This is a genomic window from Burkholderia sp. Bp9142 (assembly GCF_003853415.1).
Lineage (GTDB): Bacteria > Pseudomonadota > Gammaproteobacteria > Burkholderiales > Burkholderiaceae > Burkholderia.
In genome coordinates this window covers 219,760-236,675 of sequence record NZ_QTPP01000001.1, presented here as the reverse complement: position 1 = coordinate 236,675, position 16,916 = coordinate 219,760, and the positions used below count along the sequence as shown (strand labels likewise).

15 protein-coding genes are annotated in these 16,916 nt (G+C 67.0%); 10 read left to right on the top strand and 5 right to left on the bottom strand.

Annotation, left to right across the window (positions count from 1 at the left end; genetic code table 11):
- Window positions 1-38: 38 nt before the first annotated feature.
- Window positions 39-941 (bottom strand): catechol 1,2-dioxygenase, encoded by a 903-nt coding sequence (gene catA / locus DIE22_RS01100; protein ID WP_124495746.1) that lies wholly within the window; start codon window positions 939-941, stop codon window positions 39-41.
- 36 nt (window positions 942-977) lie between these two features.
- Complete coding sequence (locus DIE22_RS01095; protein WP_124495744.1) at window positions 978-2,111, bottom strand: muconate/chloromuconate family cycloisomerase; 1,134 nt, start codon at window positions 2,109-2,111, stop codon at window positions 978-980.
- Between the two features lie 91 nt (window positions 2,112-2,202).
- Between DIE22_RS01095 and DIE22_RS01090 the strand changes: the two genes are divergently transcribed.
- Entirely contained in the window at window positions 2,203-3,093 is an 891-nt protein-coding gene (locus DIE22_RS01090; protein ID WP_124495742.1) for a LysR family transcriptional regulator, read from the top strand.
- Between the two features lie 213 nt (window positions 3,094-3,306).
- On the opposite strand, the gene andR is transcribed toward DIE22_RS01090, so the two are convergent.
- Entirely contained in the window at window positions 3,307-4,263 is a 957-nt protein-coding gene (andR, locus tag DIE22_RS01085; RefSeq protein WP_124495740.1) for an anthranilate 1,2-dioxygenase regulatory protein AndR, read from the bottom strand.
- A gap of 213 nt (window positions 4,264-4,476) precedes the next feature.
- Between andR and andAc the strand changes: the two genes are divergently transcribed.
- From andAc to DIE22_RS01060, 5 genes are all read left to right on the top strand, one after another.
- The gene (gene andAc / locus DIE22_RS01080; RefSeq protein WP_124495738.1) at window positions 4,477-5,748 is read left to right on the top strand and encodes an anthranilate 1,2-dioxygenase large subunit AndAc; all 1,272 of its coding nucleotides are present in this window, start codon (window positions 4,477-4,479) and stop codon (window positions 5,746-5,748) included.
- A gap of 17 nt (window positions 5,749-5,765) precedes the next feature.
- On the top strand, window positions 5,766-6,251 hold the full coding sequence (gene andAd, locus DIE22_RS01075; protein WP_124495736.1) for an anthranilate 1,2-dioxygenase small subunit AndAd: 486 nt from the start codon (window positions 5,766-5,768) through the stop codon (window positions 6,249-6,251).
- Between the two features lie 26 nt (window positions 6,252-6,277).
- Window positions 6,278-6,604: an anthranilate 1,2-dioxygenase ferredoxin subunit AndAb gene (gene andAb, locus DIE22_RS01070; RefSeq protein ID WP_124495734.1), complete on the top strand. Its 327-nt coding sequence runs from the start codon at window positions 6,278-6,280 to the stop codon at window positions 6,602-6,604.
- Window positions 6,594-7,814: an anthranilate 1,2-dioxygenase system ferredoxin--NAD(+) reductase gene (gene andAa, locus DIE22_RS01065; protein ID WP_124604129.1), complete on the top strand. Its 1,221-nt coding sequence runs from the start codon at window positions 6,594-6,596 to the stop codon at window positions 7,812-7,814. Before andAb ends, andAa begins: the two co-directional genes overlap by 11 nt.
- A 176-nt stretch (window positions 7,815-7,990) precedes the next feature.
- Window positions 7,991-9,277, top strand: a complete 1,287-nt coding sequence (locus DIE22_RS01060; RefSeq protein WP_124495730.1) for a DUF445 domain-containing protein — start codon at window positions 7,991-7,993, stop codon at window positions 9,275-9,277.
- A gap of 39 nt (window positions 9,278-9,316) precedes the next feature.
- Here the strand turns inward: DIE22_RS01060 and DIE22_RS01055 are convergent, their stop codons facing one another.
- Both DIE22_RS01055 and DIE22_RS01050 read right to left on the bottom strand, forming a co-directional pair.
- A complete protein-coding gene (locus DIE22_RS01055) occupies window positions 9,317-9,616 on the bottom strand; it encodes an addiction module antidote protein (RefSeq protein ID WP_006750245.1) in 300 nt (99 codons plus the stop codon).
- Window positions 9,617-9,619: 3 nt separating this feature from the next.
- Window positions 9,620-9,937 (bottom strand): type II toxin-antitoxin system RelE/ParE family toxin, encoded by a 318-nt coding sequence (locus tag DIE22_RS01050; RefSeq protein ID WP_124604436.1) that lies wholly within the window; start codon window positions 9,935-9,937, stop codon window positions 9,620-9,622.
- A gap of 387 nt (window positions 9,938-10,324) precedes the next feature.
- On the opposite strand from DIE22_RS01050, the gene DIE22_RS01045 reads away from it, so the two are divergent.
- From DIE22_RS01045 to DIE22_RS01030, 4 genes are all read left to right on the top strand, one after another.
- The gene (locus DIE22_RS01045; protein WP_124495728.1) at window positions 10,325-11,965 is read left to right on the top strand and encodes an acetolactate synthase large subunit; all 1,641 of its coding nucleotides are present in this window, start codon (window positions 10,325-10,327) and stop codon (window positions 11,963-11,965) included.
- 28 nt (window positions 11,966-11,993) lie between these two features.
- Complete coding sequence (locus tag DIE22_RS01040; RefSeq protein WP_124604127.1) at window positions 11,994-13,427, top strand: aldehyde dehydrogenase family protein; 1,434 nt, start codon at window positions 11,994-11,996, stop codon at window positions 13,425-13,427.
- A gap of 245 nt (window positions 13,428-13,672) precedes the next feature.
- Window positions 13,673-15,256 carry a Na+/H+ antiporter gene (locus DIE22_RS01035; protein WP_124495724.1) on the top strand — a complete coding sequence of 528 codons (1,584 nt, stop codon included), beginning with the start codon at window positions 13,673-13,675 and terminating at the stop codon, window positions 15,254-15,256.
- Between the two features lie 521 nt (window positions 15,257-15,777).
- Window positions 15,778-16,911, top strand: coding sequence for a hybrid sensor histidine kinase/response regulator (locus DIE22_RS01030; protein ID WP_124495722.1), 1,134 nt, complete (start codon window positions 15,778-15,780; stop codon window positions 16,909-16,911).
- Window positions 16,912-16,916 lie beyond the last annotated feature (5 nt).

Here is a 16,916-nt window from a genome sequence, read left to right as displayed (position 1 = left end):
ACTCCTTGCGTGATCGATGCGTCGAACGGGACGGGCGCTCAGGCCTGCGCACGCGCCCGCTCGACTTCGCTCGCCGGCACGTCCTGCTTGTCCTTGAGCAGCGAGAAATCGAAGTCGATCAGCGCGAACTGCCCGTCGACGCCATACGGCTTGCCTTCCGCGCCCTCGGCCTGCTTGACCTGCGGGATCAGCCCTTCGCGGGTCGCGAATGCGAAGTCGTCCCAGATATGCGGATCGCCTTCGATGTTGATCTGCGTCGTCAGCTTACGATATCCGTCCGCGGAAACGAAGAAATGGATGTGCGCGGGACGATGGCCGTGGCGGCCGAGCTGGTTGAGCAGTTGCTCGGTCTTGCTGCCCGGCGGCACGCTGTAGCCGACCGGCAGCACGCTGCGGAAGCTGTAGCGGCCCTCGGCATCGGTGCGGATCGAGCGGCGCAGGTTGAAAGCGGGCTGCGACGGGTCGAAGTACGAGTAATTGCCGAGATGATTGGCGTGCCACACCTCGACGAGCGCATGCGCGAGCGGCGCGCCGTCCTGGCCGAGCACCTGGCCGCGCATGATCAGCGTCTGGCCCGGATCGGTGCCGTCGTCAAGGCGTGCATGGCCGACCGATTCCGGCGCGCCCGCGACATACAGCGGCCCTTCGATCGTGCGCGGCGTGCCGCCCTGGAAGCCCGCCTTCTCCTCGGCCTCGTCCATCCGCACGTCGAGGAAGCGCTCGAGGCCGAGGCCCGCGGCGATCAGCCCGAATTCACGGCCGGCTTCGTTCAGGTAGTTGAGCGCGGTCCAGAACTCGCTCGGCTGCACGTCGAAGTCCTCGATCGTATAGCAGATGTCCTTCACGATCCGGTTGACGATCGCGCGCACGCGCGGGTTGCCGGGCTTTTCCGCGGCGTCGTCGAAGGTCTTCAGCAGGGCGTCGATGGCTTGCTTGTTCATCTGTGTCTCCGGTTTCGGTTGTCGTGTCGTGTGGGATCAGCGGGCGTCGCGTCGCATCCGTTCGATGCGGGCCCAGTCGAAGGTGATGCCAAGGCCGGGCGCGGCCGGCAGGTGCAGCTTGAAATCCTGGTAGCGCAGCGGCTCGACGAGGATCTCCTCGGTGAGCAGCAGCGGGCCGAACAGCTCGGTGCCCCATTTCAGCGAGCCGAACGTGCTGAACAGCTGCGCGGACGCCATCGTGCCGGCCGCGCCCTCGAGCATCGTGCCGCCGTACAGGTCGATGCCGGCCGCCGACGCGATCGATGCGACGCTGGCCGCGCCGAGCAGGCCGCCCGATTGCGCGATCTTCACCGCGAACACGTCGGCCGCGCGGTCCTGCGCGAGCGCGAACGCATCGACGGGGCCGTGCAGCGCTTCGTCGGCCATGATCGGAATCTGCGCGAGCTGCGTGAGGCGTTTCAGCCCCGCGCGATTGGTTGCGGCGATCGGCTGCTCGACGAGGCTCACGCCGGCGTCCGCGAGTCGGGCGCCGGCCCGGATCGCGTCGGTTTCGGACCATGCCTGGTTCACGTCGACGCGCACGTCGCCGCGCTCGCCGAGCGCACGCTTGATCGCGATCACGTGCGCGACGTCGTCGTCGACCGCGTTCGAGCCGATCTTCAGCTTGAACGCGCGATGGCGGCGCGCGTCGAGCATCGCCTCGGCTTCCGCGATGTCGCGCTGCGTGTCGCCGCTCGCGAGCGTCCAGGCGACGTCGACCGCATCGGTCGTGCGGCCGCCGAACAGCTCGGACAGCGGCACGCCGAGGCGGCGCGCCTGCGCGTCGAACAGCGCGGTCTCGAGCGCGCACTTCGCGAACCGGTTGCCCTGGAACAGCTTGCGCGCACGTGCCATCGCGGCGCCCGGGCGCGTCGCGTCCATGCCTTGCAGCAGCGGCGCGAAGTAGGTGTCGATGTTGACCTTGATGCTCTCGGGGCTCTCCTCGCCATACGCGAGACCGCCGATCGTGGTCGCCTCGCCGACGCCTTCGATACCGTCCGTGCATCGAACGCGGACCAGCACGAGGGTCTGGCAATTCATCGTGGCGACCGACAGTTTGTGGGGCCGGATCGTCGGCACATCGACCAGCAGCGTCTCGATGCTTTCGATGGTGGCGGCAGTTGCTATCATGCGATTCCTCCTGTTGGTGCACATGGTAGGAATTCCCGCCCGGCGTCGTCCAACACTCTTTCCGACTACTTCCATACCTTTGAGGCATGAAATGGAATTGCGTCAGCTCCGGTACTTCATCGCCGTCGCGGAAGAAATGAACATCACGCGGGCCGCGGAGCGGCTGCACATGACGCAGCCGCCGCTGAGCCGCCAGCTGCAGGCGATCGAGGACGAGGTCGGGTTGCCGCTGTTCGAGCGCGGCGCGCGGCCGCTGAAACTGACCGACGCGGGGCGCGTGTTCTATGCGCAGGCGACGCGCGTCGTCGAACAGGCGGACGAGCTCGGCCCGCTGACGCGGCGGCTCGCGCAGCTGTCGGAGCGGATCGTGATCGGCTTCGTGCCGTCGACGCTCTATGGCGCGCTGCCGGACGTGATTCGCGCATTTCGCGAGGCGCACCCGGACGTCGAGCTGTCGCTGATCGAAATGTTCACGCTCGAGCAGCTCGGCGCGCTGAAGGGCGGGCGGATCGACGTCGGGTTCGGCCGCCTGCGCTTCGACGACGACCAGCTCGTGCGCGAGGCGCTGATCGAGGAAAAGCTGATCGCGGCGCTGCCGGTCGGACATCCGCTCGCCGATCCGGACCGGCCGCTGACGCTCGCGGACATCGCGAAGGAGACGCTGATCGTCTATCCGAGCACACCGCGGCCGAGCTTCGCGGATCAGCAGCTGTCGGCGCTGCGCGACGGCGCGCTGGTGCCGGCGGCCGTGCACGAGGTGCGCGAGCTGCAGACGGCGCTCGGGCTTGTCGCCGCGCAGGTGGGCGTGTCGCTGGTGCCGGAAAGCGTGGAGGGCGTGCGCGTGAAGGGCGTCGTCTACCGGCGGCTGCCGGAACCCACGGCGACGTCGCCGATCATCATGAGCCGCCGGCTGCACGGCGAAAGCGCCGCGACGACCGCGTTCTGCGCGATCGCGCGGGAGATGATCGCGCCGGCCGGGTAAGGGCGGGGCCGTTTGCGTATCGATCGCAACTAACGGTCAATTTCGGCGCGTCAGGTCGAATGCGGGGAGGGTGTCGCGATGCGACGTCATTCGCCGCTGATGCGAGCGGGCAGGCCGATCGGTCGGATCGGCCACGCCGACCAGCCGACCAGCCGACCAGCCGACCAGCCGACCACGCCGACAATCAGCCAGGCAGCACGCCGGCGCGCCCGCCTAGCGCTTCCCGTCGAGCGTCTCCGACGGCGATTCGCCGAACTTTTCCCGATACGCGATCGCGAACCGCCCGAGGTGCGTGAACCCGCAATCGAGCGCGATATCGGCGATCCGTCGCTCGGACACCGACCCGCGCAGCAGCTCCCGCGCATGCTCGAGCCGCGTCGCGCGCAGGTATTGCATCGGGCTCATCCCGCGGAACTGCAGGAAGGCGTCGCGCAGCGTCCGTTCCGGCACGTTGGCGGCCTGGACGATATCGGCGAGCTGCAGCGGCTGCGCATAGTACGCGTTCACGAACTCCTGCGCGCGCCGCACGAAGCCGGGCGCCGGATCGTGGCGTGCACTCAGCACCGACGGCGGGTGGCCTTCGATCAGCAGGTCGATCAGCAGGTGCTCGAGCTGCGACGCGACGCGCGGGTTGGCATTCGCGCGCTCGAGCAGTTCCGGCGAGCGGGCGACGAGCATCAACTGCTGGCGCCACGCGGCGAGCGCGGCATCGCTGATGTGCAGCACGGGATCGAGCGTCGCGCGCGGGTCGCCGGTCAGCGAACCGACGGTCGCCGCATCGATGCGCAGCACGAACTGCTCGCAGTCGGCGGACAGCACCGCGTCGAAGCGCTCGCCGGGCGCGCACAGCACGCCCGTCTGCCCGTCGACGCCGAGCCGGCGCCCCATTGCGCGGACCTCGGCCTGCCCGGACAGGCAGAACATCAGCAGGTAATAGCCGTCGACGGCGTCGACCTGCACGCGCATCGCGTCGCCGAACGCGATGGTGCCGATCCCGAGCCCGCCGAGCCGGACGAAATCCATGTGCGATGCGCCTTGCACACGGCCGCTCGGCAGCAGCGCGTGCGGCTGCATCACGCGCGAGATCCGCTCGCGCGTCTCGTCGAGATCGCGGGATTCGAACAGCCGGTGCGCGCGCAGCGCAAGCGGCTCGAACGACGTTGGGGACATGGGCCTCAGCCTTGGTTTGTGCGACACGCGCTTCGATCCGACGAATGGGTCGCGATCGCGCGCCGGGTCGCGTGTGCCGCCATGCTAGCGCAGAAATCCGCCGAAAGTGGATATTGCGCCGCCGCAATCGCACTTTCCGGATAGACGCCGAATATTAGCTTTTCAAAAATCGGCTCCATGCAATCAACGAAACGGAACCACAAGGAGTCCGACATGGAGCAGACAGAATCGCCCGTCGTATTCGCCGCGCGCGACGACGCGTCCGATGTGCGTTTTCCGCACGACGACGGCTCGCGCGTACCGTACAAGGTGTTCAGTTCGCGTGCGGTCTACGATCGCGAGCAGGAACGCATCTTCCGCGGGCCGACGTGGAACTTCGTCGCGCTGGAAGCGGAAATCCCGAACGCCGGCGACTTCAAGAGCACGTTCGTCGGCGACACGCCGGTCGTCGTCACGCGCACCGAGGACGGCACGCTGTCCGCATGGGTGAACCGCTGCGCGCACCGCGGCGCGCAGGTGTGCCGCAAGTCGCGCGGCAACGCGAGTTCGCATACGTGCGTGTACCACCAGTGGAGCTTCGACAACCAGGGCAACCTGCTCGGCGTGCCGTTCCGGCGCGGCCAGAAGGGGATGACCGGGATGCCGGCCGACTTCGACCCGAAGCAGCACGGGCTGCGCAAGCTGCGCGTCGACAGCTATCGCGGGCTCGTGTTCGCCACCTTCAGCGATGAAGTGGGGCCGCTGGCCGACTATCTGGGCGAGCAGATGCGGCCGTGGATCGACCGGATCTTCCACAAGCCGATCGAGTATCTCGGCTGCACGCGCCAGTATTCGAAGTCGAACTGGAAGCTGTACATGGAGAACGTGAAGGATCCGTATCACGCGAGCATGCTGCATCTGTTCCATACGACCTTCAACATCTTCCGTGTCGGGATGAAGGCGCGCTCGATTCCGGATGCGAACCATGGGCTGCACAGCATCATCACGGTGACGAAGACGGGCGACGACACGTCGGCCGCGTACAAGCAGCAGAACATCCGCTCGTTCGACGAGGGCTTCCATCTGGAAGACGAGTCGATCCTCGATCTCGTGTCGGAATACGACGAGGACTGCACGAACCATATCCAGCCGATCTTCCCGCAGCTCGTGATCCAGCAGATCCACAACACGCTGGTCGCGCGCCAGATCCTGCCGAAGGGGCCGGACAACTTCGAGCTGATCTTCCACTTCTTCGGCTATGCCGACGACACGCCCGAACTGCGCGCGCTGCGCATCAAGCAGGCGAACCTCGTCGGGCCGGCCGGCTATATCTCGATGGAGGACACGGAGGCGACCGAGCTGGTGCAGCGCGGTACCGTGCGCGACGCCGACGCGACGTCGGTGATCGAGATGTCGCGCGGCAATCCGGACCAGCAGGACACGGTGATCACCGAAAGCCTGATCCGCAAGTTCTGGGTCGGCTACCAGCAGCTGATGGGCTATTGAAGCGGGAGCGCGGAACGATGGAAAACCTGACGGAAGACATGAAGACGTGGTTCGAGATTTACATGCTCCAGAACCGCTACATCGGCCACCTCGACAACGACCGGCTCGAACGCTGGCCGGAAATGTTCACCGAGGACTGCACGTACGAGATCGTGCCGAAGGAGAACGCGGATCTCGGGCTGCCGGTCGGGATCGTCCACTGCACGAACCAGCGGATGCTGCGCGACCGCGTGGTGTCGCTGCGGCACGCGAACATCTATGAAGAGCACACGTACCGGCACATGACGTCGGGCCTCACGATCGTCGCTCAGCGCGACGGCGAGATCGACACCGAGAGCAACTACGTCGTCGTGCAGACGCGCAGCAACGGCGAATCGAACGTGTACCAGGCCGGCAAGTACTACGACACGGTCATGCGCACGCCCGACGGGCTGCGCTACAAGACCAAGCGCGTGATCTACGACACGTCGCGCGTGCAGACGCTGCTCGCGACCCCGATTTGACCGATCCGACGAAGCAAGGAAACGACATGACCGAAGCAACGCTCGCCGAATGGCATCCGCTGGGCGCATTCGACGAATTCTCCGAAGACGAACCGGCGGCGCGCGTCGCCGGCCAGAAGCCGATCGCGGTGTTCCGGATCGGCGACGAACTGTTCGCGATGCACGACCTTTGTTCCCATGGTCACGCACGCCTGTCCGAAGGCTATGTGGAGGACGGCTGTGTCGAGTGCCCGCTGCACCAGGGGCTGATCGACATTCGCACGGGGGCGCCGAAATGCGCGCCGATCACCGAGCCGGTGCGGACCTATCCGATCCGGATCGTCGACGGGCAGGTGGAAATCAATGTCGGCTGACCCGTTCGTGATCGTCGGCGCCGGCCACGCGGCGCGGCGCACTGCCGAGGCGCTGCGCGCGCGCGACGCCGATGCGCGCATCGTGATGATCGGCGCGGAGCGCGAACTGCCGTACGACCGGCCCGCGCTGTCGAAGGACGCGCTGCTGAGCGACGGCGGCGAACAGCGCGCGTTCGTGCGCGATGCCGCGTGGTATGACGCGCAGCGCATCGAGCTGCGGCTCGGCACGCGCGTCGATGCGATCGAGCGCGATGCACGGCGTGTGCGGCTCGACGACGGCGCGACGTTGCCGTACGCACGGCTCGTGCTCGCGACGGGTTCGCGGGTGCGTGCGTTCGGCGGTCCGGTCGACGAAGGCGTGGTTCCGCATTACGTGCGCACCGTGGCGGACGCGCGGGCGTTGCGGGCACAGCTCGCGCCGGGGCGTCGCGTGGCGGTGCTCGGCGGCGGCTTCATCGGCCTCGAAGTGGCGGCCGCGGCGCGCCAGCTCGGTTGCGACGTGACGGTGATCGACCCGGCCGCGCGCTTGCTGCAGCGCGCGTTGCCGGAAGTCGTCGGCGCGTATGCGCGGCAACTGCATGACGCGCGCGGCGTGAACTTCCGGATGGCGACGCTGCCGAACGCGATTCGCCGCGCACCGGGCGGCGGCGCGATCGTCGAGACCGATCGCGGCGACGTGCAGGCCGATATCGTCGTGGTCGGGATCGGCGTCGTGCCCAATGTCGAACTCGCGCAGGCGGCCGGCCTCGCGGTCGACAACGGGATCCGTGTCGATGCGGGATGCCGCACGGCCGACCGTGCGATCTTCGCGGCGGGCGAGGTGACGATGCACTTCAATCCGCTGCTCGGGCGTCACGTGCGGATCGAGTCGTGGCAGGTCGCGGAAAACCAGCCGGCCGTCGCGGCCGCGAACCTGCTCGGCGCGGACGAAACCTATGCCGAACTGCCGTGGCTGTGGTCCGATCAGTACGACTGCAACCTGCAGATGCTCGGGCTGTTCGGCAGCGAGCGGACGACCGTTGTGCGCGGCGATCCGGCGAGCGGGCCGTTCACGGTGTTCGGGCTGGACGACGACGGGAAGATCGCGGCGGTGGCCGCGGTGAACCTCGGGCGCGACATCGGTGCGTCGCGGCGGCTGATCGCGGCGGGGGCGGCGCCCGAACCGGCGAAGCTCGCCGATCCGGCGGTGAACCTGAAAACGTTTCTCTGACGCAGTGCGCGAACGCGACCCGTGTGGCCGGGTTCGCATCGATATCGGGCGACGAGCGGGTCGACCGTAGCCAGAGCGCGGTGCGGACAATGTTCCCGGCTCGCGCGTCGCGCGCGGGTTTGTCGCGGGCGGGCGATCGGTGCATATTAGCGGCATTGCCGTTTCACCGGTCGCCCATGACGCCAGACAAAGCCCTCGAACTGAAACGAAGCAAGCGCCGCGCGCTATGGCTGCTGCTGGCCGCCGTCGCGGTATTCGTCACGACGATCCTGCTGCCGCGCGGCCCGTGGGTCGACGGTTTCAAGGCGGTGGCCGAGGCCGCGATGGTCGGCGCGCTCGCCGACTGGTTCGCGGTCGTCGCGCTGTTTCGCCGCGTGCCGATCCCGTTCGTGTCGCGCCACACCGAGATCATCCCGAAGAACAAGGACAAGATCGCCGACAACCTCGCGGTGTTCGTGCGCGAGAAATTCCTCGGCCCCGACGCACTTGCCGCGCAGATTCGCCAGCACGACCCCGCGCAGAAGCTCGGCGCGTGGCTCGGCGAGCCGGCGAACACCGACGCGCTCGGCGGCTACGTGACGAAGCTGATGAGCTTCGCGCTCGACATGACCGACGACGCGCGGATCCAGTCGTTCGTCCACGACGCGTTCCGCGCGGTGATCGACCGGATCGACCTGTCGCAATCGGCCGGCGCGATCCTCGACACGCTGACGAAGGACGGCCGCCACCAGGCGCTGCTCGACGACGCGATCGAACAGGTGGTCGACGTGCTCGACAAGGAGGAAAACCGCGAGGTGATCGCGGGCTTCATCGTCGAATGGCTGAAGACGCAGTACCCGAAGGTCGAGAAGATCATGCCGACGCAGTGGTTCGGCGAGAACGGCGCGCGGATGCTGGCGAGCGCGGTGAGCCGCGTGCTCGAGGGGGTGGCGGCCGATCCCGAACACGAACTGCGGCAGCGCTTCGACCGCACGGTCGTGCGGCTGACCGAGCGGTTGAAGCATGACCCCGCATTCATCGCGAAGGGCGACGAGATCAAGCGCTACATCCGCGACGGCGATGCGTTCAACGACTATGTGCGCGATCTGTGGGGTCAGTTGCGCGCCTGGCTGAAGGCGGATCTCGCGCGCCCGGATTCGGCGCTGCACCGGCAGGCCGCGACGCTCGGCGGCTGGCTTGGCGCACGGCTTGCGGAAAGCCCGGCGCTGCGCGCGTCGCTGAACGAGCATGTCGAGAAGGCCGTGCACGAGATGGCGCCGGATTTCGCGGATTTCCTGATGCGTCACATCCGCGATACGGTGCGCAACTGGGATGCGCGCGAAATGTCCCGGCAGATCGAACTGAACATCGGCAAGGACCTGCAGTACATCCGCATCAACGGCACGCTGGTCGGCGGGTTGATCGGGCTCGGGCTGTATCTGGTGTCGCTGGTGCCGCGCTGGGCGGGCGGATGGCTGCATTGACGCGGCCGCGGCCCGCGCGCACTGCCGCGCGCCGTCGAATCACGCGTGCGCCTTCGCGCCGTGCAGTTGCAGGCCGAGCGCCTTGATCACCTTCAGGATCGTGCCGAAGCTCGGATTGCCGTCGTGCGACAGCGCCTTGTACAGCCCTTCGCGCGACAGGCCCGCGTCGCGCGCGACCTGCGACATGCCGCGCGCGCGGGCGATCACGCCGAGCGCATGCGCGATGAAGGCCGGGTCGTCGCCGGCTTCCTGCAGACAGGCCTCGAAGTAGTCGGCCATGTCGTCGTCGGTTTTCAGGTGTTCGGCCGAATCCCACGGCCGGGTCTTGATCTTGTCCATCGATCACTCCAGGTCGAGCCGCTCGAGCATCGCGTGCGCGGCGCGGATGTCCGCCTGTTGCGTCGACTTGTCGCCGCCGCAGAGCAGGATCACCCATATCGTTGCGCGCCTGACGTAATAGACGCGATAGCCGGGGCCGTGGTCGATACGCATTTCGACGACGGGGGAGCCGGCGGACTTCCAGTCACCCGGATTGCCCATCGACAGGCGGTCGATGCAGGCCTGGATGCGTCGCCTGGCGACGCGATCCTGCAGGCCGGCAAACCACGCGTCGAAGACGTCGGTGGTCCGGATGCTGAATGTAGGCGCACTGTAGGGCATGAATCGCAGCATGTCAACCATGGTTCACAGATTGAATGAATGATTTCGGTCCCCCCCACAGTAGGGCCGCGCGCGCCGTTTGACGCCGAATTGGCCGTCAGGCCGATCTTTTCGCAAGGCCGGCCCCGGCCATCCGGTCGAAGCCGGAATTTCTCGAATCCGTCTACAATCAAAAACGTCCTTGCCGCCCGCGCATGCGTGCTTGCCGCGCGCGGGCGGATCCGTTTGTCCTCCTGCACAGGGAGGCGCCGCCGCACGTTGCACGTGCGGCGGGCAGTGCCGTGGTCAGTGTCCAGTAGGTAAAGCGTCCGCGTGCCGTAGGCCGGCGCGCGTTCTGAACGTCGCGCGCCCGTAAGCCGGGCAGGCGGCATCAACCGAGAGTCCCCCATGAAAGCATCGGATCTGTTCGTGAAGGCGCTGGAAGCCGAAGGCGTCGAATACGTGTTCGGCATTCCCGGCGAGGAAAACCTCGATCTGCTCGAATCGCTGCGGCGATCGAAGATCAAGCTCGTGCTGACCCGGCACGAGCAGGCGGCCGGGTTCATGGCCGCCACCTACGGCCGCCTGACTGGCCGCACCGGCGTGTGTCTCGCTACGCTCGGGCCGGGCGCGACCAACTTCGTGACGGCTGCCGCGTATGCGCAGCTCGGCGGCATGCCGATGCTGATGATCACCGGGCAGAAGCCGATCAAGTCCAGCAAGCAGGGCCACTTCCAGATCGTCGACGTCGTCGACATGATGCAGCCGCTCACGAAGTTCACGCGGCAGATCGTGTCGATCGGCAACATCCCGTCGGCGGTGCGCGAGGCGTTCCGCCGCGCGGAGGAGGAGCGCCCGGGCGCCGCGCACCTCGAGCTGCCGGAGGACATCGCGCACGAGGAGGGCGACGGCAAGCCGATCCCGCGCAGCTACAGCCGGCGGCCGGTGGCCGAGGAGAAGGCGGTGGCGCACGCGATCGACGCGATCCAGGCCGCGCGCCATCCGCTGTTGATGATCGGTGCGGGCGGCAACCGCAAGACGACCTGCAAGATGCTGCTCGAATTCGTCGACAAGACGGGCATCCCGTTCTTCACGACGCAGATGGGCAAGGGCGTGATCGACGAAACGCACCCGCTGTGGCTCGGCAACGCGACGCTGTCCGACGGCGACTTCGTGCATCGCGCGATCGAGCACGCGGATTGCATCATCAACGTCGGGCACGACGTGATCGAGAAGCCGCCGTTCTTCATGCGCGCGGACGACAAGACCGTGATCCACGTGAACTTCCTCGGCGCGCAGGTCGATCCCGTCTATTTCCCGCAGATCGAGGTGGTCGGCGACATCGCGAACGCGGTGTGGCAGATGAAGGAAGCCGTGACGCCGCCGCCGCACTGGGATTTCGAGCGCTTCGCGATGATCAAGGCGCATTTCGACGCGCATCTGCAGAAGGGCCAGCACGACCCGCGCTTCCCGATGTATCCGGTACGGATCGTCAACGACCTGTACAACGCGCTGCCGGTCGACGGGATCGTCTGTCTCGACAACGGCATGTACAAGATCTGGTTCGCGCGCTACTGGCGTGCCCACGAACCGAACTCGCTGCTGCTCGACAACGCGCTCGCGTCGATGGGCGCGGGCCTGCCGTCGGCGATCGCGACGAAGATCGTGCATCCGCGGCGCAAGGTGATCGCCGTGTGCGGCGACGGCGGCTTCATGATGAATTCGCAGGAACTCGAAACGGCCGTGCGGCTGAAGCTCGACATCGTCGTGATGATCCTGCGCGACGATGCGTTCGGGATGATTCGCTGGAAGCAGGAAAACATGAATTTCCCCGATTTCGCGATGACGCTGAAGAACCCCGATTTCGTGTCGTATGCGCAAAGCTACGGCGCGCACGGGCATCGCGTCGAATCGGCCGACGATCTCGAGCCGCTGCTGCGCGACTGCTTCGCGACGCCGGGCGTGCACGTGATCGACGTGCCGATCGACTATTCGGACAACGAGCGCGTGCTCAACCGCGAAATCAAGCGCCTGTCGGCGCAACTCTGAATCCGCCGTTCACCGGAAGGAGCGTTCCATGTTGAAGGATACCTATCCGTACTATCTGGCCAACGAAGCCGTCTACGCGAACACCGATCTCGAAGTGACCGACAAGTTCAGCGGCAAGGTCGCGACCCGTGTCGCGCTGGCCGATGCGAAGGCGATCGACGCGGCCATCGGCGCGGCGGTCGACGCCGCGACGCCGATGCGCGAGCTGCCGGCCTACAAGCGGCAGGCGGTGCTCGACCACTGCGTCGCGCGCTTTCGCGAGCGATTCGACGAACTGGCCGAGGCGCTGTGCATCGAGGCCGGCAAGCCGATCAACGATTCGAAGGGCGAAGTGACGCGGCTGATCGATACGTTTCGCGTCGCGTCCGAGGAGTCGGTGCGCATCGACGGCGAAGTGATCAACCTCGAGATCTCGGCGCGCGCGCAAGGCTATACCGGCTATACGCGGCGCGTGCCGATCGGCCCGTGCTCGTTCATCTCGCCGTTCAACTTTCCGCTGAACCTCGCCGCGCACAAGGTCGCGCCCGCGCTGGCCGCAGGCTGTCCGTTCGTGCTGAAGCCCGCGAGCCGCACGCCGATCGGCGCGCTGATCATCGGCGAGGTGCTCGCGGAAACCGACCTGCCGAAGGGCGCGTTCTCGGTGCTGCCCGCGCATCGCGACGGCGCTGATCTGTTCACGACCGACGCGCGCTTCAAGCTGCTGTCGTTCACGGGTTCGCCGGCCGTGGGCTGGGCGCTGAAGGAGAAGGCCGGCAAGAAGAAAGTCGTGCTGGAGCTCGGCGGCAACGCGGCGGCGATCGTCGACGCGGATCAGCGCGGCCAGCTCGACTACGTGGTCGACCGTCTCGCGTTCGGTGCGTATTACCAGTCGGGCCAGAGCTGTATCGGCGTGCAGCGGATCCTCGTGCATGCGGACCTGTACGACGCGCTGCGCGACAAGCTGATCGCGAAGACGCGTTCGCTGAAGATGGGCGATCCGAAGGATCCGTCGACGTTCGTCGGCCCGATGATCTCCGAATCCGAGTCGCGCCGGTTGTCCGGCTGGATGGACGCGGCCGTCGCGGCGGGTGCGAAGATCGTCGCGGGCGGGAAGGTCGACGGCGCGATGTTCGAGGCGACGCTGCTGGAAAACGTCGGCCGCGAGCAGGACCTGTACCGCAAGGAGGCATTCGGCCCGGTCGCGATCCTTGAGAAGTTCGACCGCTTCGACGATGCGCTCGCGCGCGTGAACGACAGCGACTTCGGGCTGCAGGCCGGCGTGTTCACCGATTCGCTCGCGCATGCGCAACGGGCATGGGACGAACTGGAGGTGGGCGGCGTCGTGATCAACGACGTGCCGTCGTTCCGCGTCGACAACATGCCGTATGGCGGCGTGAAGGATTCGGGGCTCGGCCGCGAAGGGATCCGCTACGCGATCGAGGACATGACCGAGCCGCGGCTGATGGTCGTGCGGCGCCGCTAGCGCGAGGGCAGGCGGCATGGCGGCACGCGGGCGGGCGATCGCGCCGGCCCGCGTGCCGTTTTTCGTTTCGACGCATACCGGCGGGCGCGGCGACTTCCCGCCGTGCGCCATCGACGCGGCGCCGCGCGCCGCGCGTGCCGAACGCGCTCGACTGCAAGCGTCGCATCGTGATGTAATCGCGCGCAATGGCCAACCGGGGTACGACGCCGGCTGGCGCACGCATTCATTCTTCACGAGGTCGATTCATGTCCCCCGTCTCGGCATTCAAGCTGGTTCTGTTGTCATTCCTCGCGATCGTCGCGCTCGAATGCATCGCCAAGCGGTTGCGGTTGCCGCCCGCGGCCGCGCTGCTGATCGGCGGTATCGGCATCGCGTTCATTCCCGGCCTGCCGCCGATCAACCTCGATCCGGAACTCGTGCTGCTCGTGTTCCTGCCGCCGCTGCTGATGGACGGCGCGTATTTCTCCGTGTGGGAGGAGTTCAAGCGCAACGTCGGCGGCATCCTGATGCTCGCGATCGGCGCGGTGGTGTTCACGACGTTCGCGGTCGGCCTTGCCGTGCACTGGGTCGTGCCGTCGCTGCCGTGGGCCGCATGCTTCGTGCTCGGCGCGATCGTGTCGCCGCCCGACGCGGTGGCCGCGAAGGCGGTGCTCGAACGCGTCGCGCTGCCGCGCCGGCTGATGGTGCTGCTCGAAGGGGAAAGCCTGTTGAACGACGCGGCCGGCCTGGTGCTGTTCCGCTTCGCGGTTGCCGCCGCGCTGACGGGCGCGTTCAGCCTCGAGCACGCGGTCGTGCGCTTCTCGGAACTCGCGCTCGGCGGCGTCGTGGTCGGTTTCCTGGTCGGCAAGCTCGTCGTGTGGTTCCTGAAACTGCTCGATGACGACTATCTGGCGATCACCGTCGCGGTGATCGCCGGCTGGATCGCGTACATCGCGGGCGAGATGGTCGAGGTGTCGGGCGTGATCGCGACGGTGACGGCCGGCATGATCGTTGGCTGGCATCAGCACGAGGTGTTTTCGGCGGCCGTGCGCACGCGCGGCACCGCGTTCTGGCAGGTCATCGTGTTCCTGCTCGAAGCGCTGGTGTTCGTGCTGATCGGGCTGTCGCTGCGCGGCGCGGTACACCGGCTCGGCGGCTTCGAGCAGGTGCTCGCCACGATGGTGCCGCCGGTGCTCGCGGTGCTGGCGGCGGTGGTCGTGTCGCGCTTCGTATGGATCTATGCGGTCGAGGTGCTGAAGGTGCCGGTGCGCGGGATCGTCGGGCGCGGGATTCGGCCCGACTGGAAGGCCGCGACGATCATGAGCTGGGCCGGGATGCGCGGGGTCGTGACGCTGGCGATCGCGCTGTCGTTGCCGGAGGCGATGCCGGGCCGCGACGTGATCCTGGTCGCGTCGTTCGCGGTGATCCTCGTCACCGTGCTGCTGCAGGGCACGACCATCGGGCCGCTGATCCGGCTGCTGCGCCTGCCTCAGCACGATCAGCGCGCCGCGCATCACCTGACCGAGCCGATGGCGTGGGCGCACATCGAGGCGGCCCAACTCGCGGCGATCCAGCCGCTGGTGCGCGACGAGAGCGGCCAGGTGATTCACCCGCGCCTGCTGGAGCAATACACGTATCGCGCGCAACTGACCGAGCGGGCGAAGAACGAGCCTGCGTATCCAGCGGAGGTACGCACCGCGCATTACGATGTCGTGCTGGCCGCGATCAAGGCCGGACGTGCGGAACTGTTGCGCCTGCATCGTTCGGGCCGCATCCACGACGAGATGCTGCACATGCTCGAGCGCGACCTCGACCTGCAGGAAGTGTCCGCGCAGCACGCGCGCGGGTAACCTGCCGCGCGGACCGGCCGTGCGCGCACGGCCGTCGTTGTTGCAGTTGCCGGTTCCCGTCCCGCTGTGCCCCGGGCCTTCGCGTCGCGGCCGATCCCGATCGCGGTCGCGGTCGCGGCGCGCGACTTCCCCCCTCCATCTCTTCCGGTTTCGTCGCCTCGGAATCCGGCCCCAATACGCTCGGCGCGCGGGCCTTGCAGCGAATGCAAACCTCGTGGCGCCGGGTTCGCAAACGTTATCGTCTTTCGCGTGCGGAAATGATCTGATTTATCTGAATTCCGCTCTTTCAACATATTTGGCAAAACTAAACCGGAAGGAGATAGATGCTGTGTTCTAATTTCATTTAGAATCAGCCGGTTATCTTTATTGAGAGAAAGCGCGCGGAGGTAATGCGACCGTCGTCGGGGGAAAATCGGCGTTCGGATCCCCGTGAGGCAATGCCGACAGGCCAGATCGGCAGCAATAGGCGGATTTCTCAGCCGCTAAATTAAGATGGCGCCCAAGTCGGATAAACAACTCCTATGAAAGAATCAATTGGAGATTTGGCGTTTGAAACGGTATTTATGAAAGAATCGAGCGGTGAAAATGCGCCGGATTGTCTCGAATCGGGGCTGTCGGTTCTGCTTGTCGACGATCAGCCGTTCGTCGGCGAGGTGATCCGCCGCGCGCTGCGCAGCGAGCACGATATCGACCTGCATGTGTGCACCGACGCACACCGGGCGATGGCGGTCGCGCGCGACGTGAAGCCGACGGTCATCCTGCAGGATCTCGTGATGCCGGATATCGACGGCCTTGACCTCGTTCGCGCGTGGCGCGCGGACGCCGCCACCGCACGCGTGCCGATCATCGTGCTGTCCGCGAAAGAGGAGCCGATCGTCAAGCGCGAGGCGTTCATCGCCGGCGCGAACGACTATCTCGTGAAGCTCCCGGACGCGATGGAGCTGACCGCGCGCATCCGCTATCACTCGAATTCGTACCTGATGTCGCGGCAGCGCGACGAAGCACTGGATTTCCTGTCGCACGACATGCGCTCGCCGCAGACGTCGATCCTCGCGCTGCTCGAGGTCTACCGGACCGAGCACGGCGACATGCCGCCGATCATGGAGCGCATCGCCGGCCACGCACGGCGCGCGCTCGCGCTCGCCGACGGCTTCATCCACCTGACGCGCGCGCAGTCGGAACGCCGCGCGCACGAGGTCCTGAGTCTCAACGAGATCGTGCTCGACGCCGCCGATCAGCTGTGGGAAAAGGCGGCCGGATTCGGCAGCCGCGTCGTTGCCCACGTGCCCGACACCGAGTGCGTGACGATGGGCGACCGCATGATGCTCACGCGCGCGGTCGCGAACCTGGTCGACAACGCGCTGAAATACGGTCCGGCCGGCACGGACGTGCACTGCACGCTGAGCGACGACGGCGATGCCTGGCTGATCGGTGTCGAGGACACCGGCAACGGCATCGCGCCCGAGCAGCGCACGGCTGCGACCGAGTCGTTCGTGCGGCTCGAATCCGCGCACGGCGCGGCGCGCAGCGGCTTCGGCCTCGGGCTCGCGTTCGTCCGTGCGACGGCCGCGCGGCATCGCGGCCAGATCCTGATGCGCAATACGCCGCGCGGCTTCATGGTCGCGCTTCGGCTGCCGGCGCAAGCGGAGCGATGATTTCG

What these genes read in the sequence shown, in the direction of transcription:
- catA (WP_124495746.1), bottom strand. Translation starts at nt 941, where the DNA reads ATGAACAAGCAAGCCATCGACGCCCTGCTGAAGACCTTCGACGACGCC.
- DIE22_RS01095 (WP_124495744.1), bottom strand. Translation starts at nt 2,111, where the DNA reads ATGATAGCAACTGCCGCCACCATCGAAAGCATCGAGACGCTGCTGGTC.
- DIE22_RS01090 (WP_124495742.1), top strand. Translation starts at nt 2,203, where the DNA reads ATGGAATTGCGTCAGCTCCGGTACTTCATCGCCGTCGCGGAAGAAATG.
- andR (WP_124495740.1), bottom strand. Translation starts at nt 4,263, where the DNA reads ATGTCCCCAACGTCGTTCGAGCCGCTTGCGCTGCGCGCGCACCGGCTG.
- andAc (WP_124495738.1), top strand. Translation starts at nt 4,477, where the DNA reads ATGGAGCAGACAGAATCGCCCGTCGTATTCGCCGCGCGCGACGACGCG.
- andAd (WP_124495736.1), top strand. Translation starts at nt 5,766, where the DNA reads ATGGAAAACCTGACGGAAGACATGAAGACGTGGTTCGAGATTTACATG.
- andAb (WP_124495734.1), top strand. Translation starts at nt 6,278, where the DNA reads ATGACCGAAGCAACGCTCGCCGAATGGCATCCGCTGGGCGCATTCGAC.
- andAa (WP_124604129.1), top strand. Translation starts at nt 6,594, where the DNA reads ATGTCGGCTGACCCGTTCGTGATCGTCGGCGCCGGCCACGCGGCGCGG.
- DIE22_RS01060 (WP_124495730.1), top strand. Translation starts at nt 7,991, where the DNA reads ATGACGCCAGACAAAGCCCTCGAACTGAAACGAAGCAAGCGCCGCGCG.
- DIE22_RS01055 (WP_006750245.1), bottom strand. Translation starts at nt 9,616, where the DNA reads ATGGACAAGATCAAGACCCGGCCGTGGGATTCGGCCGAACACCTGAAA.
- DIE22_RS01050 (WP_124604436.1), bottom strand. Translation starts at nt 9,937, where the DNA reads ATGCCCTACAGTGCGCCTACATTCAGCATCCGGACCACCGACGTCTTC.
- DIE22_RS01045 (WP_124495728.1), top strand. Translation starts at nt 10,325, where the DNA reads ATGAAAGCATCGGATCTGTTCGTGAAGGCGCTGGAAGCCGAAGGCGTC.
- DIE22_RS01040 (WP_124604127.1), top strand. Translation starts at nt 11,994, where the DNA reads ATGTTGAAGGATACCTATCCGTACTATCTGGCCAACGAAGCCGTCTAC.
- DIE22_RS01035 (WP_124495724.1), top strand. Translation starts at nt 13,673, where the DNA reads ATGTCCCCCGTCTCGGCATTCAAGCTGGTTCTGTTGTCATTCCTCGCG.
- DIE22_RS01030 (WP_124495722.1), top strand. Translation starts at nt 15,778, where the DNA reads ATGAAAGAATCAATTGGAGATTTGGCGTTTGAAACGGTATTTATGAAA.